Below are 25905 nucleotides of genomic sequence, written 5' to 3' on the forward strand. Positions count from 1 at the left end.
GGCCTATTGGCGACTCCTTCCCCTTTTGTTCGTTTGCTACATCATTGCGTACGTGGATCGTACCAACGTTGCCGTGGCCAAACTGACGATGGCGGAGGATCTGCCCGCCTTCACCAGTTGGGTGTTCGGCTTCGGCGGTGGCATCTTCTTCCTTGGCTACTTTCTTCTGGAGATCCCAGGTTCGCTGATTGTCGAACGATGGAGCGCACGCAAATGGATTTGCCGCATCATGGTGACCTGGGGAATCATGGCTGCGATGACGGCCTTCGTCCGGACGCCGACGCAGTTCTACATCGTTCGTTTTTTCCTCGGTGTCGCCGAAGCAGGCTTCTTTCCCGGTGTGCTGGTTTATCTCACCCACTGGTTTACCACGCGCGATCGGGCCCGAGCTATTTCCTACTTTCTTGTCGCATCCCCCATCGCGATGATGATCGGCCCCGCGATCTCACGGCTATTCATCGATATCGGCCGCACCATCACGATCGACGATGTGACCAAAACCAATCCTTCTCTTTTGGGAATGCAGGGCTGGCAGTGGATCTACATCATTTGGGGCATCCCGGCCGTCGTCGCAGGGATCGTTGTACTCCTCTACCTGACGGATCGTCCGCGCCACGCCAAATGGCTGACCGAAGAGGAACGCGAAGCACTCGAATCGGAACTCGCACGCGAAAAAGCCTTGAAGGGTGACGCCAAACACAAATCGGCCCTGGCCGCATTCACCAACCCGCGCGTCCTTCTTCTCTCGCTTGCTTACTTCGGGATCGTCACCGCCAATTACGGCATTGAGTTCTTTCTGCCGAGCGTGCTCAAGCAGTGGTATGACCTGACGCCAGGGCAAGTCTCGTTGCTGGCAATCATTCCTTCCCTGCTGATCATCCCGGGTCAGCTCTTTGTCGGCTGGAGCTCAGATCGCTTTCGCGAACGTCGATGGCATGCGGTGATTCCCGTGGTGATCGGTTCGACCATGCTCCTGGTTACTACGTTCACTCAAGGCAATTTGGTTCTGACCGTTCTTTGCTTCACCATCGCGGCGGCCGGCACGAAATCCTATATGCCCGCCTTCTGGTCCCTCCCCAGCCTCTTCCTCACTTCGTCGGCAGCGGCCGGTAGCGTCGGAATGATCAATTCCATCGGCAACCTCGGCGGCTTTTTAGGTCCGATGGTCATGGGGTATATGGACAGCAACTTCGGGGAATACAAGTATGGTCTATACGTTCTCTGTGCGACCAGCCTTTGTTCCGCCTTCTTGATTTCATTGCTGCCGCTCAAGAAAGAACCGCCGGTATAACACGAGCCGGCTGAACGAACTCCGCTCCCTTGCATGCGAATGGATCTCAATCCCCATGACTTGCCAACATCCGCGACGAGAGATGGCCCGGAGCGAACTTGTGCGACGGGGTTGGTTGCGGTGGCCGGCCGTGGGTGCGTCTTTCCTTGCGATGTGCCTTGCTGTTCCAATCGGCAACGCCCAAACCGTCGACTTGGAATTCTACGATGACGAATCGGGGGAGCCGGTAACCGCACGTTTCCAATGGAAGATGGGGGAGAAACGGGTGAGCCGACCTCGCGGCTTGCTCTGGAACGGCGAATGGTGGCTCGCCAATCCCCAATTCACCCTCGTCCCTCGCGGCGGCGACTTCGAATTCCTCGTCCAACGCGGCCCAGAATTCGTCGATATCCGCGGCGGCTTTACCATGGAGAAGAACGCCAAGGATGTTGTCGAGGTTGAAGTGCCTCGCTCCACCGATATGCACGCCGAGAACTGGTACAGCGCCGATCACTACACCGACTTGCCACCCGAGCAAGCTACCCGGTGGCAACGCGCCGATGCGCTCGATCTGATCTGCATCGATGCGAAAAACGGGACCTTTCCCGATTCCCATTCAAACGCCAGCGCAGAGGATGCCAATGACAAATCCGATGCACCGAAGTCCAAAAAGAAACGGGACAAGCTGGTCGAATCATCCGACCCCCATCTCGTCGGCTACCAGCTTCAAATCCCATGCACCGCGAGCAATTCGCAGAATGGATGCGTGCTCATTCACCGACTTCCCCAGTTGGAGCTCGATGGCGCCGAACTAGAGGATGCGCCGAACGCACGATCGAAGAATCTGTTTGAGCAATTGGAGGAGATGCCGCTCCTCACCGATCGCATCGCCGAGCTGAAGGATCCTTGGGCACGCGATGTTCCGATCTTGCTGGCGACCAAAGGGATTCGCGCCGTTCAAATCCTGTCCGCCTCGCATCGCCCGCAATCGGATGAGCCGCTGGTCTTGCGCCCCGCAGCCGAAAAGTCGGGTGTCTTTGCCACGATACAACGTTCGATGGGCAAGGAGCGAAGTCAGCTCTCCGTTTTTGCACCCTTCACACAGGAAGATCGCATTCGGTTCAAAGGTCCGAAGGCCGCTGGCGAGCTGACCGAGCAAGTCTACTGGCGAATGCTGGACGCCGGGCTGCGATTGACACCCACCGCGAGCAGCGGGTTTGGGCAAGCGGATACGCATCTCGGTTACAACCGCACGTACTTTTACAGCGAGTCACCACCCGATCCTCAGGCTTGGTTGAATGCCGTGTCGCTCGGCCGAACGACACCCACCAATGGCCCATTGCTTCGAACCCTCATCAATGGTCTTCCTCCTGGCTCGAATCAGACTAGCAGTAGTGGTACGCCTATCGATCTCGATATCGCGGTCTCGCTGACGGTGCGTGAGCCAGTGGATTACCTCGATGTGATCTTCAATGGTGAGACGCTTTATAGCGCCAAACTAGAAGACCATTACAACCGAGGGGAGTTTCCCCCGCTGCAGATTGAAGAGAGCGGATGGTTGGTGGTGCGCGTGGTGACGGCGCATGAAAAGGGGCAGCGCTTTGCAACGACTGCCCCGTTCTATTTCGAGTTCGATAATCAGGCTCGCATTTCCAAGCAAGCGGTTGAGTTCATGCAGCAGTGGCTGGCCCATGCCGAGCAAGCCATCGACGCCACGCCGCAAAAAGCCAACTACGCACCTTGGATCGAGAAAGCTCGGACCTTCTGGTCCGAGCAGCTGCAAAACGCCACCGCCCCCTGAGTGGTAGCCGCTCCTAGCAGTAGCCGGTCTCCGACCGGCGTTTGTTTTCAGCGGTCTCAGACCGGTTTTCCCGACCTACAGCACGCGGACAATCGCTTCCGATTCTTCCGTTCTCACTACCATGCGTAGCGATCCGGCTTCGAACGCTTCTTCCACCGCTTTGTAAAAGGCGTCGGGGTTGGAGACCGCTTGGCCATTCACCGACTTGATGACAATACCGGCCGGGAGTCTTGCAAAAGGTCCGCCTCGTTTGACCGCCATGACCTCGACCCCTTCGTTCGCTTCCAGGCCGTATTCACGACGCAGTTGACTCGAGACCTCTTCGACTTCGATGCCATAGTTCTCAAGCAACTGCACGCGCTGCTCTTGCTTGCGTTGATCGAACTCCCCGATCGTCACCTTGGTATCTACCGACTTTCCGTTGCGCACATAAGTCAACGAGACGGTGGAGCCAGGTTTCGTCTCACCGACCAGACGGATAATGGAGGAGTCGGTCGTTACCGGTTTGCCATTCACCGCAGTGATAATGTCTCCAGGTTCCAAGCCCGCTTGTTCGGCAGGTGATTTGCGATCGACGCGTCCAACGATCACGCCGCGCGTGGAAGGTGGCAGCTCCAACTGTTGGGCCAACTCGGGAGTAACGGTCACGGGACCGATGCCAACATACCCACGGGAGACTTGCCCAGTGGAAATGATGTCTCCCACGACACGTTTGGCTAGATTGCTCGGTACCGCAAAACAAACACCGTTGTACCCGCCTCCGCGCGATGCGATGGCCGTATTGATCCCGATGACTTCCCCTCGCAAGTTAACCAAGGGGCCACCGCTATTACCGGGATTGATCGCGGCATCGGTTTGGATGAAGTTGTCGTAGGCCGTGATGCCTTGATCGGTTCGCTCGGTGGCGCTGATGATTCCCGCGGTAACGGTTTGAGCCAATCCAAACGGGCTGCCGATGGCAATCACCCAATCCCCCACTTCCATCGTGGCGGAATCTCCAAGGGGAGCCGACACCAAACCCTTCGCATCGATCTTGAGGACGGCCAAGTCGGTGCGCTCGTCGGTGCCGATCACCTTCGCTTCGTACTTGCGATCATCGCTCAAATAAACCTCGAGAGCCGTCGCATCTTTGACCACGTGGTTGTTGGTCAAGATGTATCCGTCCTCGCGAATGATGACACCGGAGCCGAGACCGTTTTGAATCTGACGCATCTCGCCGGCTTGCTCGCTCAAGTCGGTTCCGCCGATACCACCGAAGAATTGCTCGGCCGGGGTCAAGCCTCGAGTCCGTTGGCGAACGTTCACCAAATTTTTAATGCTCACGACCGCTGGCTTGACCGATTTGCTCACATCCCGGAATACCCGGGAGAGCTGGTCCGCACTCGCGACGCTCGATTCATTGGCCAATTCGCTTCGGGAGGAACGCGCCTCCGCGACCTGCTGGGCATAAACGGCGGAACTGGTCCGTCCTGCGTCGGAATAAAACCAATACCCCACAGGGCCGGCGATCACCGCAGTCATCGTGAGCCACTTCCAGAAGCTTTGATTTGCTTGCATTTGAGTCTCTCTCAGGGCATTTCATGTAGGAGGAATCGGACGCCCGTGTCGCGTGCGAACTATGTCAATTCGTACGAAAACGGCAATGGGTTGGATTCCTGAGCATATTTCGTTCCAATTTTTTGGTCCGATCGGGAGCGGTGCTGATAGTCGCGCACCAGGGCGATTCCCCTGAAAAAACAAGGAATTCGCGGCGATCATTTCGCGCGAGTGGCGAATCGGTCGGCCGGAATCGTGGGAGCCAAAAGCGTACGATCCAATGACCGCGTGCTAGCCAGTAAGCTCATCCCAGATGGCTTGCCATTCACGCAGTGCGATTTCTTGCAGGCGAGTGACGTCGGTTGCAGCGGAGGCTGACTTCCAAGCCTCGACAGCTTGCGTGAATCGCGACGGGTCAAAGGGTTTGCCATCGGCTCCCACCCCAACCTTCTCGGCGACTCGGGCCATGAGCTCGGGGGAGTGGACTTGGCGGAACCAATAGTTGGCATTCCAAAAGTCCCCTTCGAGTCGGTGGATGATCCCATGGATGTAAGCGCTGATACCGCTCGTTGCGTCTTGAACAATCTCATGCGCTCTATCGATCATCCCCATTCTCACCCAGAGGATCGCTTCGAGAGGCTCCTCGACGAGAATGGGATAACGCTGCAGCCAACCCAATACGCGCTGCTCCTCGGGCGACGAATCGACCGCCACCAGCGGCATCGGGTCCGCACTCTCCTCCAACCACGCGCTAATCTCCTCCAACCGCTTCATACTCTTCCTCTGTAACGATGTAGGGTGGGCTCAATCCAGCCGAATGCTCCCTCCCCGATATTGACTCGATGTCAAACAATGCACTTTGATGATAGACGGTATGGTCAGTTTCTCCAAATCTTCCTTGGCTCTGCTGAACCCCAGCCTCCCAAGCTCGAAATCGGAATACTCGTTCGATTCCAGAACCCCATTTTTGTTCGTGTCATAGGCCTGAAACTCAAACTGGGATAACCTCCATTCGTCCGTCAACGCGGCATCGTTCTCTTGGACTGAATCGGCTCTCCAATCCACATAGTTTTGAATCCGGAAATACTTGGCTGTGGCGATAACTTCGGCAGGTAGTCCGATGCTTTGTGCATACTCGCTCACGGATTCTTTTTCTGACAAGTAGCCGTCTTTGTTTTGATCACATCGATCGAGCAGTTCCATCCATTCGTGTCCTAAAGCTGGGGTCAAACACAATCCAAACGACCGCTCGGGTTTGCTGATGCAACTCATCAACACGAGATTGTGGATGAGGAAACTGTTGGATACCTTTTGAAGTGTCCCACCCTCGACCTTCAAGCTCTCTTCATGGGTCCGCCAACTCTGACGCAAGCGATCCTCGGACCGCAGCAACGCCTCTTTGATTCGATAGAATCGAGCGATCTGGTTTTCACCGATCTTGAGGGGGAAGTCTTCATGCTGTGCGATGGCCAGGTCGGTAAATGCCTTCCATCCCGTTTTCGCGTTCCCCAGCAATCGGTTCGAAACCAGGCGGAAGGATGGTCGCAGTTGTTCAAAGCGGGCTAATCTTTCTTCTCCTGTCTTGTCTGGATGTAGAAACTCCAAAGCCAGATCCAGAGAGGGAGTTCGTTGGACGCCGGGGATTGCAGCGAATCTCGAGTTATCACTCGGCGAGTAGTAGTCGTATTGCGTACTCATCTGATCGGGGATTTGCTCGACCAGTGTTTTGACTGTTTTCCACCAAGTCTCGTCGAACGGTTCCAGATCTGCAGTGCCCCCTAGCTTCATGTAAGCAACAGCTGCAGCGACACGCGTCGCGTAAGACGCCTCATCCTGCAGGGCAACCTCTCGCATCAATCTCCGCAAAACAGGACATAATTCCGGAATGGGTGCCCCTATCGAATTAAGTATCTCGGGCAGCCGGTCTTTGTACCTCAGGAGAAGCGGATGTGGGTCTTGATTCAAGTACTCCAGTCTTGAGACAACATCGACGATCGGTGGGACTTCATACACTGGGTACGACAATGCAGAGCGACGACCGGTCGATGAACGAAAGGTGGCAGCGTTCAACTCTGGACTATACAAGTCCCTCAGTTTCGATATCGACCATCGAGGCATGGAACCAGAATGATCGACACCAATCAATGCCAAGAACAAGTGATGGGCGTCAGCCGCTTCCTTGACGTGCTGTTCTTCTACCCAGTCCATGACACGTGGTAGTTTCTCATTCGCAAGTCTTGGGAGAATCTCCTGCGCCTTCCTACGTCGATCTTCAGGCTTTGACTTGACCAGATCTTCGTATAAGAGATCCACTACTGCTGGTTCACGAGACCTTAATCGCAACAAAAGTTCTATCTTTCCACGCTTCTGACAAAGCTCGAAATAGGTCGGTAATAGCTCCTTGTCGGTTTTACTGTTGTACAACAGGATGAAACCTTCATGGGCCTGCTCCCATGCGGTAGGCGACTTCTCGTTCACAAGTACGTCGAGCCACTCGTCGATTGTCTTTCCCTCAAAGCGAGGTTTCGGCGCAACCTCCGCTACTTCCGTTTTGGTTAGTCCTTCCTCGAGATTCCCGGCCCGACCTTCGGTCCCATTGGCTACCTCCTTCTTCACCCGTCGCACTCTCGCGATGACCGTTTGGCCGTTAGCGATGGTGAATTGATCGCGGTCGATCTCCATCCCAGTACTTGGGCTATCAAACTCCAATGTATAAACGCCACCCCTCAATCGCGTTACCGTGTTGCCGGTCTCGATCGCCAACTTCTTTTCAATGCCACCCTTTTCTTTCTTGATCGAAATCTGTCCTTCATCCAACTCGGACTCGATGATGAGCTGACCTTCGTTCGTATCGAGTTTGATCCATACACCCAGGAAGAATGCCAACGGTACCAGTCCGCATAACAACCCGATGCCCCATCGACCCGCACTTGATCCCGATGACGACGACACTGGCAGCAAAGGAGCTGTATTGGTTTCGACCTTCGAGCGGGAACGGTATCGGGTGCTTGGTGAAATGCGATCGCTCTCGACAGGCACTGCCGTCTGCTTCATCTGCTGCGCCAATCGCCCCAAGCTCGAATCTTCGGCGAAAGGAGCCAGCGCCTCGGCGACATGGGCCGCACTGGCGGGACGAAGCTTGGGATCGGTTGCGAGCAACGCATCGATCACCTTGGCAAAACCATCAGGCAAATCGGGTCGCAACGTTTGAACCCGGGGCGGATGATGATGGGCCAGCAAACGAAGCTTTTCAATGGGCGACAGATGGGGGGCGGCAGCCAAGGGAGCTCGACCGCAAAGCAATTTAAAAAGGGTTGCTCCGAGTGAATACAAATCCGCGCGATAGTCGACAGCACCACTCTTTTCTGCTTGCTCGGGTGCCATGTAGTCCAGCGTTCCGAGAAACTGACCCACTGTCGTCAACTCGCTGGAGACCCCATCCCAACGATCGAGCAACGCCAACCCAAAGTCGAGGACTTTCACATTCCCCGCCTCATCGAGCATGATGTTGGAGGGCTTGATGTCGCGGTGCACGATCCCTTCGCTATGGGCATGAGATAAAGCCATCGCGACTTGATGGCCGATCTGTGCGACCTCTGCTACACCGAGCGAAAGTCCCGATCGTTGGAGCTTGGACAAATCCATGCCACGGATATGTTCCATGACCAAGTAATGGATATCGCCGATATGTCCTGCATCGGTGGCAGCGACGATCGCGGGATGGCGGAGTTTGCCTGCTGCCAAGATCTCGCGATCGAATCGAGCGATCGCGTCGGGCGTCTGTCTTGGCAGGTACAGGAGTTTCATGGCCACTTGGCGATGCAGCACGGTGTGCTCGGCCAAGTAGACCGAGCCCATCCCTCCGCAGCCGAGGGGTTCGAGCAATCGATAAGGACCGATGCGTTGATCCACTTCCAAAGGGCTCGTTCCCGCGATCCCAGGGAAGAGGGGGTGGTGAGGAATGATCCCGATCGGATCGGCTGCGTCCTGGGGTTCACCCGTCCGCTGCATAGAACGGAGTGGGAGTACCAATTCGTCTTGCGAGGGACGTGACTCGATGTCGCGGAACAGCGAAGAGCAGCGACTGCAATCGCTCAAGTGGGCTTCGATGGAATCGATCGCTTCGATTGGCAAGCGACCTTCCCAATAGGCTTGCAGTGTTTCGGTTGAAATGCATTCGGTATCGAGCGTGAGCTGTTCCATGAGGACAAACCTTTCGTGGCGACGATCGGGAGCGATTCTTACTCTATACCAGGACGAAAGGGGTGTGACAAAAAACTTAGCCGGAACCGTTTTGTCTGCGACGGTTGGAGACCACGCACCGTTTCGCACCCTCGAAAGTCGACTACACTAAACTGGAATCGATTTCCTCACGCCAACAAAGATTTCTCTATTTTTCATCATGCCTTCCAGCAGTGGAACCCGTCCCTCGTTGATCGCCGGCGCGAAGGCTCGCTCCGAAGAGGCTTGGTCGCAGATCGTTCTGATTTACTCCCCCTTGATCGTGGCTTGGGGGAGACGGCTGGGAGCGACCCCCGAACAGTGCGATGATTTATGCCAAGAGGTTTTCTCTGCGGCCGCGAAGGGGCTTGATTCGTTTCAAGCGGACGGAAAGAGTGGCAGCTTCCGCGGGTGGCTATGGCGTATCACCTATCGCAAGTGGATTGATGGGTATCGCAAAACGCGAGATGTTCCCGGTCCGGTGGGGGGAAGCACGGCGGCCTTGCGAATGGAGCAGATCCCTACTCCTGACGACGAGTCGCAGGAATGGAGCCATCCCGAGTGGATTCAAGGCGTCTTGGCCAGGGCGATGCGTCTGGTGCAAAGCGAGTTTCAAGAGCGGCATTGGAGTGCGTTTTGGATGTCGGCGGTGGAGGGGAAGCCTGCCGATCAGATCGCAATTACCCTGAGCATGTCTCCATCGAATGTGAGACAAATTCGGAGTCGGGTCTTAAGGCGGTTGCGAAACGTGATGGGGGATGCTCCCTAGCTGTTGGATTTCTTGCGAACGGATGGCGAAGACTCGTCTGGACACAGGGGGCTCGATGTTGTTATAGCTCCATTGCTTCAACATTTACGACCTACCCTTGGAACAATGAGCATGTTTAGCAATCGTCTGCGAACATTATGGACCGTCGTTTTTGTATTGGCTTGTTTGAATTCTCGACCACTACTCGCCGAGGGGTGGTCTTGGAATCCCTTTGCCAGCAAATCAGAGAGCAAAGATTCCAGTCCGCTCTATTCGAAGAGCTCGTCGAGTAACAAATCATGGTTGCCGGAGTGGAAAGCTCCCAAGATGCCGTGGTCTGCAAAGGACAAGCCTAGCTCGTATGCAAAGAAGAACGATTCCGCTTGGAAGAAGATGTCGAAGACGAGCAAGCAATGGTGGGATAAGACTGCGGAGATCTTAGATCCTTATCCCGAGCCAAAGCCCGCGACACCCGCTTATGCCAAGCCGAAGAAGCCCTCGATGTTCGCCAGCTGGTTCAAGAAAGAAGAGCCGAAGAAGATTGAAAGCGTCAATGACTTTCTCAAGCAGGAACGGATCGACTGAGGATGTCGCATCTGACCTATTACGCCGATGGTGAAGGGCGCTGGTGGAAGCGAGTTTGGGCGGTCCAATGTCCTGAGATGATTGCTCTGCGGGACCAGTGTCAGGGTGTTGCCGGTCACCTGGGTGATCATTGGTGCTTTCGCCCAGATGGTTCCTACCATTACAAGCCCCATGAAACCGATCTGAGACGCATAGAGGGCGGTTGTGGAATCAATCCGCCTGGAAGCTCAGAATACCGAACGCCCTTGGAGATGAGTCGTTACGGGTATGCTTCCCACTACGAAGACAGCGAAGTTACCGATCCCAGTGAATTGGCTAGACTGCAACGCGGCGATTTCGGTCCGAATGAATCGGTGGATCAATTTTGTACGAAAGAGCAGATCGAAGAACTTCGCAAACTGGGTCGACTCGATTCCGACGACCGGAGATTGCGACGCGAGCGGGCTGCGGCACTGAAGTATCGAGTCAAAGATTTTTCGGACAAGTCATCGACGAAAGAGATCGAGACACGGTTCGATGTGGATGTAGAACGATTTAGCAATCTGGAGTCTGGTCAGACCGCGACGATTGATGCACCGTTGTCGATGCAACTGATCACGGAAGCGGCGGTGCGCTTGACGCCACAGATCGGTCGCGTGCTCGACATCGGCTGCGGGGCGGGGAACAACACCCTGAAGCTGAGGGAAGTCTACGGTAAACCGTTTGCCTGTGACTTGCTAGATCTCAGTCGACCCATGCTGGAACGGGCCAGGAAACGAATCTGGGATGCCGGAGTTGAGACGGTGGAGCTTTGGCAAGTGGACTTTCGAGATGCGGAGTTGCCTCGCGAAAGTTACGACGTGATCTTGGCCGCTGCGGTACTGCACCATTTGCGAGACGATCGAGATTGGCAAGCGGCATTTGAGAAGATTTTATCGATATTGAAGCCAGGCGGATCGGTGTGGATTACAGACTTGGTCGCTCAAGAGACTGTTCCGATTCACGAATGGATGTGGTCTCGTTACGGAGACTACCTCACCGGTCTAGGTGGAAGCGAGTACCGAGTCAAAGTCTTTGATTACATTGCGAAAGAAGATTCGCCGCGCTCGGTGACCTATCAACTGGAGCTACTTCGCCGCGTAGGCTTCGCCCATGTCGAACTCTTGCACAAGCACAGTTGCTTTGCCGCCTTCGGTGCCTGGAAGGAATAAAGAGTCGCGTGCGAGCAAGAAGATGCACGAGAGACTTGCCCAAAGTCGTTGCACTCTTAGTCCCGATAGGGACGGCATACAATAGCCCAGCCTTTCAAGGCTGGGTACGCGCACAATCATCGCGTCAGTCCCGGTAGGGACGAAAGAGATTGTTGCGAGATAGATGCGATGAGCATTGAAATGCACCGAAGATTGCGGCACAACACCGGATCGGTTCACCACCCCTCCAGTGCATCGAACCACGCTTATGAGATTGCACAACGACACAAGAGCCACTCTGCTTCCTCCGCGGTGGATCATCCTCGATTCATATCAAAACCGCGAGAGCGACAAGTGGTTGGTAGCGCTCTGGCGCAGCGGGGCGAAGAAGGACTTACCGCGGAGAAGCGCGGAGGGAGAATGATGAGGAATAGGAGTCACCCACCTTTTTGGAGCGAAAATGATGCACCCACCTAATCGGGCTGGTGCCAAGCTATCAAGGTGTGCCTTCAACGGATTATCTGCTCAAGCGAGCTGGGAGGCTTCGAGTATTTCCCTAAGGCGTTGCACTCTTAGTCCCGGTAGGGACGGAATACAATAGCCCAACCTTTCAAGGCTGGGTCTGCGTACAATCATCGTCTCAGTCCCGGTAGGGACGAAAGAAAATACGGCGAATAGATGTGGTCAGCGTTGAAATGCACCGAAACGGAATAGGAGTCACCCACCTTTTTGGAGCGAAAATGATGCACCCACCTAATCGGGCTGGTGCCAAGCTATCAAGGTGTGCCTTCAACGGATTATCTGCTCAAGCGAGCTGGGAGGCTTCGAGTATTTCCCTAAGGCGTTGCACTCTTAGTCCCGGTAGGGACGGCAGACAATAGCCCAGCCTTTCAAGGCTGGGTCTGCGCACGATCATCGCGTCAGTCCCGGTAGGGACGAAAGAGATTGTTGCGAGATAGATGCGATGAGCATTGAAATGCACCGAAGATTGCGGCACACACCGGATCGGTTTACAAACCGGCCAGCGTATCGGCCCACGCTTTTAACATTGCACATTCTCCCCCTCATCCCCAGCCCTTCTCCCCCAGGGCGGGGCGAAGGGAGCCAGAGTTTCACGCGCGCACCGCGAGTGGCGCCGCCGAGGATGAAAACCTCGATTCGAAACGCTGCAATCGACATTATGATCCGTTACAATCTACGGCTATGCACACCCTGAACGCCACCAATCCAACTTCCCAAGTGCTCCGCTCCCCGAGCCCTCGCACGGGAAAGCCAAATGCAACCCTTGGTTGCACCGAAGTAACTAACGCTGCTTGGCCGAGCTTTGACGTGCATTCCATCAACGCCAGCGTTAGTCCGTCCCTTGTCGAAGCCACCAGTTCCACCTGGCACTACCAAGGAAACCAGCAGTTCAGCATCACGGCTGTAACTACATCTTCTGGCTCTGTAGCCGAGCGCTACGGTAACACCTCCAACGGCCAGCCAGTGTTTTTGGATGTTTCTGGCTCACCCCTTACACCTCAAAGCTCAACGCTTCGGAACCGCTACACCTACACGGAACGTGAATGGGATGCCACCTTAAGATTGTGTCACTTCCATGCAACGCGAATGAGTGGTCTGGCGGGGAGGGTTAGGGGGAGGGATCCAATACGAATCCGATGTCTTCCATCTGCAATCGCTTATTGTCGGCTACTCGAACTTAGTGCTAACGAATCATTTTTTTTACCCATGGACCGATAATGATTTTTTCGGGAGACAGATGCTTGAACCCTCATGTCCTTATTCGCATGGGAATTAAGTTCTAATGGATGTCATAATGGATAATGTCGTTGCAATTGATGGAATAGTAAAGCTTTTGGAAAGACGGAAGCTGCTCTTCTTCGTTGCGGTCTTATCTGTTCCTCAGCCTTTTGCTAGAAGTTTGCGTGATGGTGTTAGGCAGAGATCGGAATTCAGATCTGATATTTGGATTCCCTCTGATTTAGTCTTCTCGATTGGTATTGGAACAATTGCAATCTTTGCCTTTTATTCGTGGTTTTCCAAAATAAAACCAGATTTGGTCTATGAGGTGGCTGTTCGCTATTTCTTTGTTTTGTTGTATTTCCTGGTTGTGATTGCATTTAGTTTTCCATTCCTCCCGTATCAAACAGTTGCCTGTGGAATTCCGATCTTGTTTTGGTTGTCTATTCATCTCTACTTCATTTGGCGAAGCCGAGATTCCTCGCACTCGGGCACGTTAGAATATTCTGATGAAATGCGCATGAGTAATCGGGAGCTGCGGGGTGGCAAGAGAGCAGAGTTGGGAGAGTAGAAAGTCGACAAAATGCTCGGTTGACTCTCAGGTTAATCGGGACATTTGCTCTCGTTCCAATCACTATGGAGCGAAAAGGAGGCACCCACCTAATCGGGGCGTTACTAGGCTATTAAGGCGTGCCTTCAAACCGATTATCTGCCCAAGCGAGCTGGGAGCCTTCGAGTCTTGTCCAAATGCATTGCACTCTTAGTCCCGATAGGGACGGCATACAATAGCCCAGCCTTTCAAGGCTGGGTATACGCAAAATCATCGCGTCAGTCCCGATAGGGACGAAAGAGATTGTTGCGAGATAGATGCGATGAGCGTTGAAATGCACCGAAGATTGCGGCACACACCGGATCGGTTTACAAACCGGCCAGCGTATCGAACCACGCTTATGAGATTGCACAACGACACAAGAGCCACTCTGCTTCCTCCGCGGTGGATCATCCTCGATTCATATCAAAACCGCGAGAGCGACAAGTGGTTGGTAGCGCTCTGGCGCAGCGGAGCGAAGAAGGATTTACCGCGGAGATCGCGGAGTAGCGCGGAGGCAGAAGGATGAGGAACAGGAGACGCCCACCTTTTTGGAGCGAAGAGGAGGCACCCACCTAATCGGGCCGGTGCCAGGCTATCAAGGCTTGCCATCAGCTGACTAGCTGCTCAATCGAGCTGGGAGCCTTTGAGTATTGCCCCAAAGCATTGCACTCTTAGTCCCGATAGGGACGGAATACAATAGCCCAGCCTTTCAAGGCTGGGTACGCGCACGATCATCGCGTCAGTCCCGGTAGGGACGAAAGAGATTGTTGCGAGATAGATGCGATGAGCATTGAAATGCACCGAAGATTTCGGCACAACACCGGATCGGTTCACCCCCCCTCCAGTGCATGGAACCACGCTTATGACATTGCACAACGACACGGGACCAACTCCGCGATCCTCCGCTTCCTCCGCGGTGGACCATCACCGATTCATATGAAAACCGCGAGAGCGACAAGTGGTTGGTAGCGCTCTGGCGCAGCGGGGCGAAGAAGGACTTACCGCGGAGAGGCGCGGAGGGAGAAGGATGAGGGATACCGCCAAGATTCAGGCGGTCTCGAATCAGATTGCGATTCTCGATGGTGACACCTGTAATCACGCGAGTCGTTTTCAATCGCGTTTCGAAAACCTTCGAGGAACTGTGCAGTCGTCCGACATTATGAGTTCGACGGCAACTCATGTTGAGATTCGGCCGACGCGACTCAAGCTCGGCGACTTGAGAAGATCGCCAGGCGTGACAAAGTCGGCAAGGGCCATTGCTATCTTGGCCGCGACTGCCTCATTCGGAAAAATTCCATGCCTTCGGTCGCCAGTGGCCATCAACGCCACTGAGAAATCAGATGCGGCCCGCTCTAAGTCCTCTGTTACTGCCGAGGCTCCCATCGGTTGAATTCCCTGCGGCTTCTGTAAATACATCTCGATCAACTCGTCCAATTCGTTATCGGAGATCTGTTCCGTCGGTGCCTCGCTAGGGGCTGCGGCCTGGTTCTTACCTTGCAATTTCTCCGGCTCATTCATGAGTCGACCAAGGAGGCTTTCGGGGTGAACGGTAGGACTCTCTGTGTCTGCGTAAGCTGTTATGGCCTTTCGGCGTAACCGTCGCCACGAGCGATGCCGAGAGGGGGTGCCCGCCTGCGAAAAAATCGTGAGGCTATACGGGTCATCTTCGGCATCGACTGCTTCGTCATAACAACGATAGACGAACTCCGAACAAATCATGGGCTCCTTGCCCTGGTCGAACATTTCGGCAATCCAGCGATTCGCCTTGTTCATCACGCCAATCGCTATGCGCCTAAGAAGCCCATCATTCCAGTTAAGTTTCCGCGTGAGGCAGATCGTCGCGACCAGCAGGATTTCCGCGTACGCATAACGGTTTCCTTGGGCGATGTAACCGTTTGCCACAACCATCAGGGGCTCGTACGCTAGGTTCTGTTTCGGTAGTTGCCGAACCTCCACCCAGTTCGTGCCTTCGATGGATCTATCAATGGGATTCGCATGTATCCCTGGTGTTCCGACCATCAACGCCTCACCAACGTTGCCGTCTCCGAGGAAAATCCCCGCATGGGTGACTTCAGTCCCATCCAGTGCACGGATTAGTTTGCCGATCAGGGACTGGCCGCTGTAGAGCAAAACATCGCCGGGCCGAAGGTCAGTGGTTTTCATCGTGTTTGTCCTCCAATGGGTGAGAGCGTCTTCCAGATGTCAGGATTATCACCGATCAAGATTCGACGCTGGCGAGCTTCGAAGCAGAAGCCATTCCCTAATTCCATCAGGAACTCTTGCAACTTGTTTAGCAATTCATCTTCGAGAGTCGACTCGCTCATCACTTCCTGCGGCTTCAGTCCCAAAAACTCAAACACGTACGGATCTCGAATAACAAGCCGTGGCGATGCGGTTTCGACATGCACAGACGTTTGTTCACGCAGTTTTTGCTTGTCGATTGACAACTCGCTTCGTTCGTACAGCAGGCTATTGATCTGGCGTTTTAGCTCGCGGACAGACCAGCAACCTCGAATGCACTCGTCTTCGTAAAACGCTCGTTGTTCATCCGATTCACAACGCAGCAATTCACAAAAATGGGTGAAAGACAGGCTGGAAATCAACTCGTTTCCTGATTTGGCAGTCGCCGACTGCCAAATCGCTGAAGGTAGCGATAAAGTCTTGTCATGCAACAAGTTCGGGAATTTGGCAGTCACTGACTCCCGAATCTGCGGGTACAAGAGTGCGAACTGACGGTAACGCCGTAGGTCCCTGGGTTCCACTCGTGGAACACCGATCTGATGGAGTCGCTGTGACAGTTCTTCGATCAATCGAGTTCCGTACGCAGCGCGATCGAAACCTTGTTGCTCGTACACGATAATGTGGTAACCGATCAACCAGCTTCGGACGGTGATAATGGCATTGACGGCTTTGGCTGCAGACTGCGTACAGCTTTGCTCGGTGGATTGGATCAGAGAAACCAAACCATGAAAATCAACGTTCTTATTGGAAGGAACAGCGAGCGGGCTTTCATCCACGATCTTGATCTCCCTTGCGGGAAGGACTAGGGTAGTCATGAGACCAAGAGGAAGCCGAAACCGGCTACTGTCATTAACGTACGACGATATTGGGAGAATGGTGGCATTGCAGGAGAAACCGCCAAGCAGTACGCGCAACGCCATCGGTACGATCCCCGTGATTTGGACTCGCTATTGTCATGGGTGAACTCGCGTAAGCAGCGACAGGGACAACCACTGATAGGGATGCCTGCCGACAATTCTCTTGAGGCCGATGCGCATGCTAAAGTTGAGTCAGACGCGATTACCCCTCTTGCACCGCCTTCGCTGGATTTGTCGGGCGGTTACGATCCGCTGCTCGGGGGCTAAAAACCGCACAGAGCGCGTCGCTTACCGAACTCGACCAACTCTTCGCATCCCTCCAGCATCGAGCGTTTCGAGGCGAACTATGATGGTGGAACAACCAAGACACGCCCGCGGGTGACGAGATACTTGGCATTCCTCACCGAGGCAGATGATCGGAATTGAAACTTTTGGTTCAGGATGATTACGACTATGACTAACATCGACTCGATCGATTCCAACGAATTTGATACCGAACTTGTGATCGGCTTAGTTTGTTCTGTAGGGACTGAATCGAGTTTGGTCATTGATCTTTTACGAGAACGGCTGGGGCGAGCGGGCTACCGGGTTGAGTTGGTAAAGGTCTCTGGCGACGTGATTCCTCAGATTGTTGAAATTGAAGACCCCGGCACAGACCAGTTCAAACGCTATTCAGACTTGATGACCGCAGGCAATGATTGCAGGGAACTGGAACCAGCTGACGATTCGATTCTGGCACACGGAATTGCCACATGCATTTCGTTGCTTCGTCGAAAGCAACAAAAGAACAGTGCCGATGATGTCGAACCGAGCGAGACGCCTGTACCAAAAACAGCATACATTATCGATTCCCTTAAACGGCCAGAGGAAGTGGCCAAACTGCGGGTTATCTACTCATCTGGCTTTTTGCTACTAGGCATCCATTCCGATCTGCAGCGTCGTACGCAGCATCTCGTCAACAATAAGGGCATGACGAAAGAGCAAGCACAGAAGCTTATCGAGCGAGACCAAGCGGAGTCTACAGAGCCTCATGGACAACGTGTCAACGACACATTTCATCTGGCTGACTTTTTCGTCCGAATATCCGATAGCCACGATCGGCTCCGCTGTGACATCCAACGGTTGGTTGAACTGTGGTTCGGGAATCCGTTTTTAACACCTTCTTTCGATGAATACGCGATGTTCATGGCCTTTGCATCGGCATTGCGGTCCGCTGATTTGTCGCGACAAGTGGGAGCGGTGATCACACGCGATAACGAGATTCTGTCGACTGGTGCAAACGAATGTCCGAAAGCAGGCGGTGGGCTATATTGGCCGGAGAGGAATTCGATGAGCGGTTGCTTGGAAGATGATCCAAACGGCAGGGACTTCAAACGAGGTCGCGATTCCAACCGTGCGGAACAACTTGCCATCATTGAACGGATCATCACGGAGGCGGAAAGAGAATCGCCTGGATTCGATGGGGCAACGTTGAGAAAGGTATTGAAGAAAAGTGGCATTCGGGACCTAACCGAGTTTGGGCGGGTCGTGCACGCTGAGATGGAGGCGTTGATGAGCTGCGCGAGACGCGGTGTCAGTTCCGTCGGCGGAACGGTTTTCTGTACAACTTTCCCTTGCCACAATTGCGCGAAACACATTGTCGCCGCCGGAATCGCTCGGGTCGTTTTCGTCGAACCCTATTCCAAAAGCAAAGCCCTAGAGTTCCATGATGATTCGATCATTTACTCTGACTCGGAGGCTGATCAAGGCGATCGGCGGGTTAGGTTTGAACCTTTTGTCGGGGTCGGCCCCCGGCGTTTCTTCGAACTTTTTTCGATGAATCTGGGCTCTAGTTACAAACTCGACCGCAAAATCAGCGATACTGGCGAGAAGAAGGAGTGGCGTATCGAAAATGCCCAACTTCGGCTACAACTTCGGCCGACAAGTTACTTGCGGCTTGAATTGACAGCATGCCAAGCCTTTGGCAAGAAGATAACTCGCAATCCTCTGAAGGATGATCCAAATGACCAAGATGGAAATTCTGGAACAAGTAAGGATAGCTAACGAGAAAATTCAACATTGGCCGGAATGGGAACGAAACATTCTGGAGCATAGCCTTCAGCCAACAAACAAGGTAGCTAGGAGTCCTGTAGACAATCGAGCGGCCCGTTCCCCATTTGTTCTAAACAGTAAGCCAACCGACTCTTCGCAGATCAATTCAGACTGCCAGAGCTAGCTTTTCAAAGCCAATTTTGTGTCGGCGATGCTTCGGGAACGTTGCAACCACGCTCTTCTGACTAAAATCACGCAAATCCTGTGCCTTTGAGGCGGCAATTTTCTCCCCGCAAACGCCCACGCACGAAAATGAGCAGCTTTGACTTTTTAATCGCTGAGTGGAAGAACATCCACTCAGCGGCCATCAAGGCTGAATCGGCTGCGATTCCCGACCCGCGTACTTCCTGCTTTTACGCAAGGCGGGCGTTGGAACTAGCGGTGGCTTGGGCGTGTAAGTTCGATCGATCGCTAAAGCTGCCCTACCAAGACAATATCTCGGCCTTGATTCACGAGCCAACGTTTAAGCACACAGCAGGCGAAACGGTCTTCAGCAAAGCCAAGGTAATCGTAACGTTGGGCAATCGTGCTGTTCATTCCCCCCGCGATATTCCGCAGTCGGATTCAGTGCAAGCAGTCAAGGAACTGTTCCACTTCTGTTTTTGGTTCGCAAGGCTTTATCACCATATACGCCCAGTTGCTTTCCAAATTGTCCACCGGAGCGCACAGCGATCGAACTCCACCGGAGAGTTGTGCGATCAAATTTTCTTGGTCGCATCGGTCATTGCAGCCAAAAACAATGTCCTCGCCCGATACCGAGGACATGTCGTTGCTGATGTAAAAGAAGTAGCGGATCTCGTCGATGAGCCGAACATCGCCCTGCTCTTTGGAGACGTTCTTCCGGACAACCACCATTCGATACGTTTTATCGCAGGCGTTTGGTTGGTATTCGAACTCGGCCACTTCCTCATGTAGTAACTCCAGATGGACGTAATTGCGTTCCCGAATGATTTGGCGTTTGACATTGGTGGGTCTGGTACGCGTTTCATTGGTCTTGTTTTTTGGCAAGGCGCGGGTGAGTTTCTTCCACGCCGACGCATCCAAGTTGTCTGCGATTTCCTTCAGATTCGCTCTCGCCTCATAACCAAACTGGAAGCGTACTCCCAGGGCATCCCATCCGTCGAGATACTCCGTCTGCGAGAACTTGCAGTCCCCTCGCATTCGAATGCGCCGGAAGCCTCCAGCGATACAAGTGCAGATCGCCTTATCTAAGTAGGCTGCCGCGTTGTGAGCGCTGTGGACCGAACCGCTGCGATTCACAATCGCAAGTACTTCTTTGGTGTTGGCTAAGCTGACCAGCAAAGGGTGGTATCCCCAGCTCCCCTTGTACGAGATATCCATTCCTTCTTTGCACTCGGCTGTAGTTGCCACGATAACGCCATCGACATCGATAAGGGCTTGGTCAAAGAACGCATCATCCTGTTGCCTCCATACGTTGATCCTGGCTTCGTTAATAGCTTGCATCAGGGAGTCGATGTCGGATTGATGGAATCGACGGCAAAAATCGCCTGCCGTGGTTGGATCAGGAATCGAATCGGCACCGATCGCATCGAGGAATGTCGAATCGTTTCGAAGACGCTCCAAATGCTCGAGCCTCGATCCATTGCATAGAACATTCGTAACCATCGCGAGGACGTGGTCGGATTCATGATAAGGAGCATGTGACTTTAAGAGTTGGACACGATGATTGATGGCATCGGTCAATCCGGCATGCTCGGCGAGCTTGAGCTTGGCGGAGACACCAGCGTAGCTGATGGCATGGGTGCGATCTGCAAGTTCGTATTTGACAGAGTTGGTAGCGAGAACCGGATTCGGATTCGAGATACCACGAGAGAATCGATTCTCCCTTGCTGCTGCGAGCCTTTTCTGGATTTGCTTCTTGCGTGTACCGATACGTTTTGCGAGACTTAACTTCACCTGAAACCCTCCGTGTGTGTGGCTTAATCGATTTGTTGTTACTTCGTTAAACCGCAAAAACGCCGGGAGGTTTCAGGTTTTTTTACGCAAATCTAAAACGACCTCAACCAAACTTCGCTTGATCGAGGACTAGGGGCAAGCGGGTGCTGCTCACAGTAGTCGAGAAAGACAAACCGCCATCGGTTACGGTTCGCGTCAATAAAATAACCTTGAGCGTCCGTCCGGGATCAGATCGTGACGAAAGGCAAGACATCTTGGAACGTTGGTATCGCGAGCAGATTCGATCCGAGGTTCCAAAGTTGATCGAGCAATGGGAAACACTCTTGGGTGTGAAGGTCGACCGGTTTTTCGTTCAACGGATGAAAACGCGATGGGGGAGCTGTAATCCAGCTACCGCCAGCATTCGGTTAAATACAAACTTGGCCAAAAAGCCTATCCAGTGCCTTGAGTACATCGTTGTCCACGAAATGATGCACTTGCTCGAGCCGACCCGCAATGCTCGCTTCGTCGCATTGATGGATCGTTTTATGCCTCAATGGCAAGAGCGAAGGCAACTACTCAATCTCCTGCCCGTCAGGCACGAGGATCGGGAGTACTAGCTCCAACCGAGCTGTAAGGCTACTTAGCCCGGATGGCTCATTGCGTTCCATACGGATTGTTACCAAGGACGTTCGGCAGAAAGGCGACTTCTCATGCAACCATACGAGTTTGATGTGATTCGTCCGGAACTTGAGCGAGCGGCTGACCACGGCTCAAAAGCTGGCCCGCTATCACGACCCGAAGCTGACTGCGAGCACCTATACCCACCTTGAGGTCCTAGACTTAGCGGGGGCAGAGCACACGCGAGAAGCTGTACCAAGCTGCGAATCATGGCGGGCTTTATTCCGACCGCAGCGGCAACAGTGGCTCGCCGCAAGACGATGAAATTGCGAGCCTTTGCGAGAATCGGCGAAAAGATTCAGAAATACACCTGACACGGCTCGAACGTGTAACCTTCGGTTCCGTAGACCGATGCTCTATCCAATTGAGCTACAGGTGCAAGTTGACTAACCAACAGGCCAAATTGTAAGCGGTCGCCCGAAAATTTCTAGCCCTGAAAAAACCCAAGGATTTCGCCGAATTCCTCCCCCCACTGCCACCCCCCGAACCACCTTCCGCCTCCGAATTCCCACCCCCACACGCCACCCATGTCCTGAACCAATACCGAGCATGGAGCATGGAGCATGGAGCATGGAGCATGGAGCCTGGAGCCTGGAGCCTGGAGCCTGGGGCATGGAGCATGGAGTCTGGAGTCTGGAGTCTGGTGCCTGGAGTCTGGTGCCTGGAGTCTGGTGCCTGTTGCCTAGCTTGCTGTGGATTGCTAGCTATAAAGCCTGCGCATTGTGACGGTCAAGCTTCCCCTCTGACTATTTCGCGAGATACCACCCAACGCCGTTCGATGATGGAGCGTTAGAAACGTCTCGCTCTGTCAGACGCCCGAACATTCGGACGGAGTCGTTGGTTGCGGTCAAGGAAGATCGCTCGGATCGAGAACGGGGGTTTGTATTTTGCTCAAGGAGGAGCACTATGCGATCTCGATACCGACTCGCTCTCACTCTCGCTCTGCTATATGTCGGTGCAACGGGTTGTTCCTCCCTGCACACGACCTTCTTCCACCGCCATGAAGATGACACGCTCTGCAAAGAGAACGATGTTCCTATTCGTGGCGTCCCAGTCATGGTGAAGGTTCCGACTCATCTCGAACTACGCGTCGATGAAACCATTCACTTGATCAAATACCCAGGGAAGACGACCGTGCAAGTCATCGGCCCTACCGGCACCTCGCTAAGAAGCGTTGAAGCCAAACTTCGTGTGACGGAAAAGATGTTTGTTCTCGATCCCAAACGACCTATGTCCGGGACTGCGAACTATGGTTTTACCTTCCAAAGCCGACCCGATGGAAATAGCAATGCCGCCAAAGCGGCCGCGCAAGGTTCCGCAGGGCACGGCTATCTGCAAGGCTTGAAATACAAAGTCGATGACCAAACGCTGGCAAACGTATCGACCTTTCTCGCGAATATCGCACCCTTGCTAGCTACCCCAGTCGCCCGTTCGGAAGATGCGCCCGCAGACCCGCTGCAAGGGGTCTATACGACGCACCGGACCATCGCCTTTGGATTGTTCGATCTCGCATCCCCTGGCTTCGAAGAGGAAGTCAATGCGTTTCTCGAAGAGCATGTGAACCGCTGCTCTCCTTGCTCCCCCAACAGTTCCATCTATCAAGGGGTAGCGACAACTGCCCCCGCGGAGTGAACGACAATGTCACGCACGCTGGCCATTCTCTTTGTGTTTATGACTACCTCCCTCCCGATCGGGTGTACCTCCTATCGATCGACCATCATGTCGCGATTGCCTACCGACCAGTTTGTCAAAAATAGTCGGCAGTGCACGAAGGGGGTTCCAGTGACATTAAAAGTCCCCACCCATGTCGATGTTCGTGTCGTCGAAGAGTACTTCATCGTTCAAGGAGGTGGAGAAACGGTTATTCCGCAAATTGGGAAACCCCTCCGACGCGTCGAAATGGAAACGATCTACACTCCCAAAGTCCTCACTGTGGACTTTGTAAGACCAGCTGCGGGAACGCTCAGTCTCGCATCGGATAGCGATGGCAATGGGATCGTTCTCGATGAAGCCGGTTACTTTGAATCGATCCAGGGGAAGATCGATGATCAGACGATCGAGGATCTAAACGCCGCTATCCCAAATTTCAAGAAACTCATCGGTGCACCCTCGCGCAAACAAGCGGCCGAGGTTGCCGCGAAAGGAAAGAATACCGAGCTGGGGGGCTGGCATTCCTACGATGCGGTTATCGCTGTGAGGCGCTTCGATATCAACGAACCTTGCTGGGAGCAAGAGGTCGATGCCTTCATTGCCGAACATCTGGCTTGCCAATCCAGCAGTTGCTTTGCAACTGTCCCGTGAACGGACGGATCGTCCTCCCCTTCGACATCTTCCCTTTGTGTATCAACGTGGACCCTTATGCGATACAGACAACGGGAGCTTCTCGATCCGAACGATCCGTCGCTGGCGTCTCTTCTCGACTCGCAACGTGGCGAGCTGCAGCAGGAATATCGGAAAGCTCTGGCGGTCGCTCGCCGACTGCAGCAGCGACTTCGCTCGGCCCCGTTCGGCGAGATTACGGGTGTCGGGGTCGAGCTGCTTCATAAGCGTGGATTGGTCGCTCTCCCGCTTCAGTTTTGCGTCACCGTGTGGGTCCAGCGAAAGCGAGTTGCCGGCGAGTTGTTGGCATCTCGGCGAGCCATTCCCCGCCGGCGCAGTCCGAGCGACCCAGTCCTCGCAATCCCCACCACCTACGGCGGCTTGCCGGTCAAAGTGCAAGAAGGGGTGTTGAAGTTCGCCGTGGATCGCCGCGAGACGCGCCCCCGCGACGAAGATCGAAACGCCGGCTCCTCTCTGGAAGCCATTGAGCCCATCACGGGAGGTGTTGCGGTCCAAGGGAATGGGGCGAATCGCTGGGGGACGTTGGGATTGGTCTTTCGGGAATCCTCGCAGCGGTTGGTCGGATTGACCTGCGAACATGTCGTGTCCCATGGCGACGTGTTTCCATCACCCGATTCCGATGGGGAACGGCAGCCCTCGGTGGGAACGGTCCTCGCATCCAAACGTTCGCCTCGTTCGGGAGTGGATGCGGCATCGGTGCATCTCGTTGATCAAGCGACGGAAGGTGTACTCGGTTTCGAAGAGTTGTTTTCCGAGATGAAGTTCTTGGTGACCGCTCCGGCGCGGGCCAGTTATTGGAGTTGGCTTTTGCAAGTTCCTGTGTCGGTCCGTGGTGCGAGCACGGGGCGGGTTGTGCATGGACGGGTGACGATGCCGATCGTCCATTCGATCGAGTTGGGTGGGGACTCTTTTCGAGACTTGATGGTGATTCATTCCCGATCCGCTTCCTCATCGATCGTGTCGGAGGGTGACAGCGGGGCTGCGGTGGTTATGCAGTATGGGAGCGATTGGGTGTGGATTGGGTTGGTGGTTGGAATGATTGACCCCTACACAATGGTCGCGAGCAAGCTACCGAAAGCGTGGAAGGGGTGTGAGTTGAATGGTTCCCTCCTACCACGTGAACGGCGATGGAGGCTGGGGGAATGAACTTCTATCGGGCGTTTGTCATCACGGTCGTATGGGCCGCATGCACGGCGATCGAGCCTTCAATTGGGCGGACGCAATCGCCTGTAATACCCCTTCCTGCTTTCAACGCATTGGCTTGGGAGGTGCGAATTTCCAAGCCTTTGGAGCGCACGCCTTTGTCCTGGCAGGAGACGTTGGAGCGGATCGCGCGAGGCTATCGGCAGCGGTGGATGTCGCGGGCTGCTGTTGCGGATATGTCAAGCAGTGACGAGGATGTGGAGGACCCGTTGGAACATGCGTTTCTCGGTGTGAAGTGGGGTGCGCGAACGCTGTTGGTACCCGAGGGGATGGTAATGACGGATGCTGTGGCAACGATCCATCCCCTGCAGGGAGACACGCTAATCCGTATCCCTGTTTCCATCATGGCCGAGAGGGGATTGAGCGATTCGCGTTTCCGAGCACGTTCGGAGGGTTCGGTCTCCGTGCGGTTGCAGACGGTCGGAGTGCATGCCTCCCAGTCGCTTCACCCCGCTCATGCTGCATCGGTGAGCCGACTTGTTTCGCATTTCCCTTTGCTAGACGATGTTTGGTCGGAAGAGGAAAAGAAGGCATCGATCGCGTGGATGGATCGACTGCGCGAGAACCCGGTCGATTATGTGGTTCTAGAGCGAGTCGATCGAGTATTGGGAGTCTGTCAAATCGTCGTGCCGTTGCGAGCCTCGCTTTTATCCACTCGCGTTTCTCTCTTCCTCGATCGGCATGTCGATGCGTTTGCGGCGATGCCGATCGAACCTTCTGATCGTGTGACCTGTATGGATGGAGCGATGCTGAGAACCATTTGGGGGCCTTGGCAATCTCGAGTCGCTCCTCACGATGCGTCCATGACCAACAGCTACCCCTCGGGGGCGGATTCCGCTACGCCATCCTCTTGTCTCCTTCCGTCCCGTCGCGTGCACGACGAAGCATCGTCGAATCATCGCGCTCGGCTGATTCCCTCGTTTCCGAGATAGGC

The 25905-nt window shown here is 54.3% G+C and carries 18 protein-coding genes, 1 tRNA gene and 1 pseudogene; 13 read left to right on the forward strand and 7 right to left on the reverse strand.

Annotated features, from left to right (window positions below):
• Window positions 1-25 precede the first annotated feature (25 nt).
• Together VN12_RS13565 and VN12_RS13570 are read left to right on the forward strand one after the other, a co-directional pair.
• Entirely contained in the window at window positions 26-1291 is a 1266-nt protein-coding gene (locus tag VN12_RS13565; protein ID WP_256388087.1) for an MFS transporter, read from the forward strand.
• A gap of 55 nt (window positions 1292-1346) precedes the next feature.
• Window positions 1347-3071, forward strand: a complete 1725-nt coding sequence (locus VN12_RS13570; RefSeq protein ID WP_146677344.1) for a hypothetical protein — start codon at window positions 1347-1349, stop codon at window positions 3069-3071.
• Window positions 3072-3146: 75 nt separating this feature from the next.
• On the opposite strand, the gene VN12_RS13575 is transcribed toward VN12_RS13570, so the two are convergent.
• The 3 genes from VN12_RS13575 to VN12_RS13585 form a co-directional block, all read right to left on the reverse strand.
• Entirely contained in the window at window positions 3147-4628 is a 1482-nt protein-coding gene (locus VN12_RS13575; RefSeq protein ID WP_146677345.1) for a Do family serine endopeptidase, read from the reverse strand.
• Between the two features lie 270 nt (window positions 4629-4898).
• Window positions 4899-5381 (reverse strand): hypothetical protein, encoded by a 483-nt coding sequence (locus VN12_RS13580; RefSeq protein ID WP_146677346.1) that lies wholly within the window; start codon window positions 5379-5381, stop codon window positions 4899-4901.
• Between the two features lie 30 nt (window positions 5382-5411).
• Complete coding sequence (locus VN12_RS13585) at window positions 5412-8810, reverse strand: serine/threonine-protein kinase (protein ID WP_146677347.1); 3399 nt, start codon at window positions 8808-8810, stop codon at window positions 5412-5414.
• Window positions 8811-9009: 199 nt separating this feature from the next.
• Between VN12_RS13585 and VN12_RS13590 the strand changes: the two genes are divergently transcribed.
• From VN12_RS13590 to VN12_RS13605, 4 genes are all read left to right on the forward strand, one after another.
• Window positions 9010-9597 carry an RNA polymerase sigma factor gene (locus VN12_RS13590; RefSeq protein ID WP_146677348.1) on the forward strand — a complete coding sequence of 196 codons (588 nt, stop codon included), beginning with the start codon at window positions 9010-9012 and terminating at the stop codon, window positions 9595-9597.
• Between the two features lie 111 nt (window positions 9598-9708).
• Entirely contained in the window at window positions 9709-10161 is a 453-nt protein-coding gene (locus tag VN12_RS13595) for a hypothetical protein (RefSeq protein ID WP_146677349.1), read from the forward strand.
• A 2-nt stretch (window positions 10162-10163) separates the two neighbouring features.
• Window positions 10164-11351, forward strand: coding sequence for a class I SAM-dependent methyltransferase (locus VN12_RS13600; protein WP_240491140.1), 1188 nt, complete (start codon window positions 10164-10166; stop codon window positions 11349-11351).
• Window positions 11352-13146: 1795 nt separating this feature from the next.
• On the forward strand, window positions 13147-13641 hold the full coding sequence (locus VN12_RS13605) for a hypothetical protein (RefSeq protein ID WP_146677350.1): 495 nt from the start codon (window positions 13147-13149) through the stop codon (window positions 13639-13641).
• Window positions 13642-14838: 1197 nt separating this feature from the next.
• On the opposite strand, the gene VN12_RS13610 is transcribed toward VN12_RS13605, so the two are convergent.
• Together VN12_RS13610 and VN12_RS13615 are read right to left on the reverse strand one after the other, a co-directional pair.
• The gene (locus VN12_RS13610; RefSeq protein WP_146677351.1) at window positions 14839-15825 is read right to left on the reverse strand and encodes a hypothetical protein; all 987 of its coding nucleotides are present in this window, start codon (window positions 15823-15825) and stop codon (window positions 14839-14841) included.
• Window positions 15822-16718 (reverse strand): PDDEXK nuclease domain-containing protein, encoded by an 897-nt coding sequence (locus tag VN12_RS13615; RefSeq protein WP_168164391.1) that lies wholly within the window; start codon window positions 16716-16718, stop codon window positions 15822-15824. The genes VN12_RS13610 and VN12_RS13615 overlap by 4 nt, the downstream gene beginning before the upstream one ends.
• Window positions 16719-17213: 495 nt before the next feature.
• Here VN12_RS13615 and VN12_RS13620 point away from each other — a divergent pair, with 495 nt between their 5' ends.
• On the forward strand, window positions 17214-18803 hold the full coding sequence (locus tag VN12_RS13620; RefSeq protein WP_240491141.1) for an anti-phage dCTP deaminase: 1590 nt from the start codon (window positions 17214-17216) through the stop codon (window positions 18801-18803).
• 300 nt (window positions 18804-19103) lie between these two features.
• Window positions 19104-19373 (forward strand): annotated as a pseudogene (locus VN12_RS13625) (hypothetical protein); the annotation flags it as partial.
• A 42-nt stretch (window positions 19374-19415) separates the two neighbouring features.
• Here VN12_RS13625 and VN12_RS13630 read toward each other — a convergent pair.
• Entirely contained in the window at window positions 19416-20768 is a 1353-nt protein-coding gene (locus VN12_RS13630; protein WP_168164392.1) for an IS1380 family transposase, read from the reverse strand.
• 143 nt (window positions 20769-20911) lie between these two features.
• On the opposite strand from VN12_RS13630, the gene VN12_RS13635 reads away from it, so the two are divergent.
• Complete coding sequence (locus VN12_RS13635) at window positions 20912-21367, forward strand: M48 family metallopeptidase (protein ID WP_146677355.1); 456 nt, start codon at window positions 20912-20914, stop codon at window positions 21365-21367.
• A 366-nt stretch (window positions 21368-21733) separates the two neighbouring features.
• Here VN12_RS13635 and VN12_RS13640 read toward each other — a convergent pair.
• A tRNA-Arg gene (locus VN12_RS13640) sits at window positions 21734-21807 on the reverse strand.
• 527 nt (window positions 21808-22334) lie between these two features.
• Here VN12_RS13640 and VN12_RS13645 point away from each other — a divergent pair.
• The 4 genes from VN12_RS13645 to VN12_RS13660 are packed head-to-tail and all read left to right on the forward strand — an operon-like array spanning window position 22335 to window position 25903.
• Window positions 22335-23060, forward strand: a complete 726-nt coding sequence (locus VN12_RS13645) for a hypothetical protein (protein ID WP_146677356.1) — start codon at window positions 22335-22337, stop codon at window positions 23058-23060.
• A gap of 6 nt (window positions 23061-23066) precedes the next feature.
• On the forward strand, window positions 23067-23729 hold the full coding sequence (locus VN12_RS13650; protein WP_146677357.1) for a hypothetical protein: 663 nt from the start codon (window positions 23067-23069) through the stop codon (window positions 23727-23729).
• A gap of 57 nt (window positions 23730-23786) precedes the next feature.
• A complete protein-coding gene (locus VN12_RS13655; RefSeq protein WP_146677358.1) occupies window positions 23787-24914 on the forward strand; it encodes a hypothetical protein in 1128 nt (375 codons plus the stop codon).
• Window positions 24911-25903: a hypothetical protein gene (locus tag VN12_RS13660; protein ID WP_146677359.1), complete on the forward strand. Its 993-nt coding sequence runs from the start codon at window positions 24911-24913 to the stop codon at window positions 25901-25903. Before VN12_RS13655 ends, VN12_RS13660 begins: the two co-directional genes overlap by 4 nt.
• The last annotated feature ends 2 nt before the right edge of the window (window positions 25904-25905 follow it).

Source organism: Pirellula sp. SH-Sr6A (genome assembly GCF_001610875.1).
In the GTDB taxonomy this organism is placed as follows: Bacteria; Planctomycetota; Planctomycetia; order Pirellulales; family Pirellulaceae; genus JBKCUI01.

Bases quoted from the DNA above. Each gene is read 5' to 3' on its own strand.
- VN12_RS13655 (WP_146677358.1), top strand. From the start codon at position 23,787: ATGCGATACAGACAACGGGAGCTTCTCGATCCGAACGATCCGTCGCTG.
- VN12_RS13595 (WP_146677349.1), top strand. From the start codon at position 9,709: ATGTTTAGCAATCGTCTGCGAACATTATGGACCGTCGTTTTTGTATTG.
- VN12_RS13605 (WP_146677350.1), top strand. From the start codon at position 13,147: ATGGATAATGTCGTTGCAATTGATGGAATAGTAAAGCTTTTGGAAAGA.
- VN12_RS13645 (WP_146677356.1), top strand. From the start codon at position 22,335: ATGCGATCTCGATACCGACTCGCTCTCACTCTCGCTCTGCTATATGTC.
- VN12_RS13580 (WP_146677346.1), bottom strand. From the start codon at position 5,381: ATGAAGCGGTTGGAGGAGATTAGCGCGTGGTTGGAGGAGAGTGCGGAC.
- VN12_RS13585 (WP_146677347.1), bottom strand. From the start codon at position 8,810: ATGGAACAGCTCACGCTCGATACCGAATGCATTTCAACCGAAACACTG.
- VN12_RS13615 (WP_168164391.1), bottom strand. From the start codon at position 16,718: ATGACTACCCTAGTCCTTCCCGCAAGGGAGATCAAGATCGTGGATGAA.
- VN12_RS13575 (WP_146677345.1), bottom strand. From the start codon at position 4,628: ATGCAAGCAAATCAAAGCTTCTGGAAGTGGCTCACGATGACTGCGGTG.
- VN12_RS13570 (WP_146677344.1), top strand. From the start codon at position 1,347: ATGACTTGCCAACATCCGCGACGAGAGATGGCCCGGAGCGAACTTGTG.
- VN12_RS13610 (WP_146677351.1), bottom strand. From the start codon at position 15,825: ATGAAAACCACTGACCTTCGGCCCGGCGATGTTTTGCTCTACAGCGGC.
- VN12_RS13590 (WP_146677348.1), top strand. From the start codon at position 9,010: ATGCCTTCCAGCAGTGGAACCCGTCCCTCGTTGATCGCCGGCGCGAAG.
- VN12_RS13650 (WP_146677357.1), top strand. From the start codon at position 23,067: ATGTCACGCACGCTGGCCATTCTCTTTGTGTTTATGACTACCTCCCTC.
- VN12_RS13600 (WP_240491140.1), top strand. From the start codon at position 10,164: ATGTCGCATCTGACCTATTACGCCGATGGTGAAGGGCGCTGGTGGAAG.
- VN12_RS13660 (WP_146677359.1), top strand. From the start codon at position 24,911: ATGAACTTCTATCGGGCGTTTGTCATCACGGTCGTATGGGCCGCATGC.
- VN12_RS13620 (WP_240491141.1), top strand. From the start codon at position 17,214: ATGACTAACATCGACTCGATCGATTCCAACGAATTTGATACCGAACTT.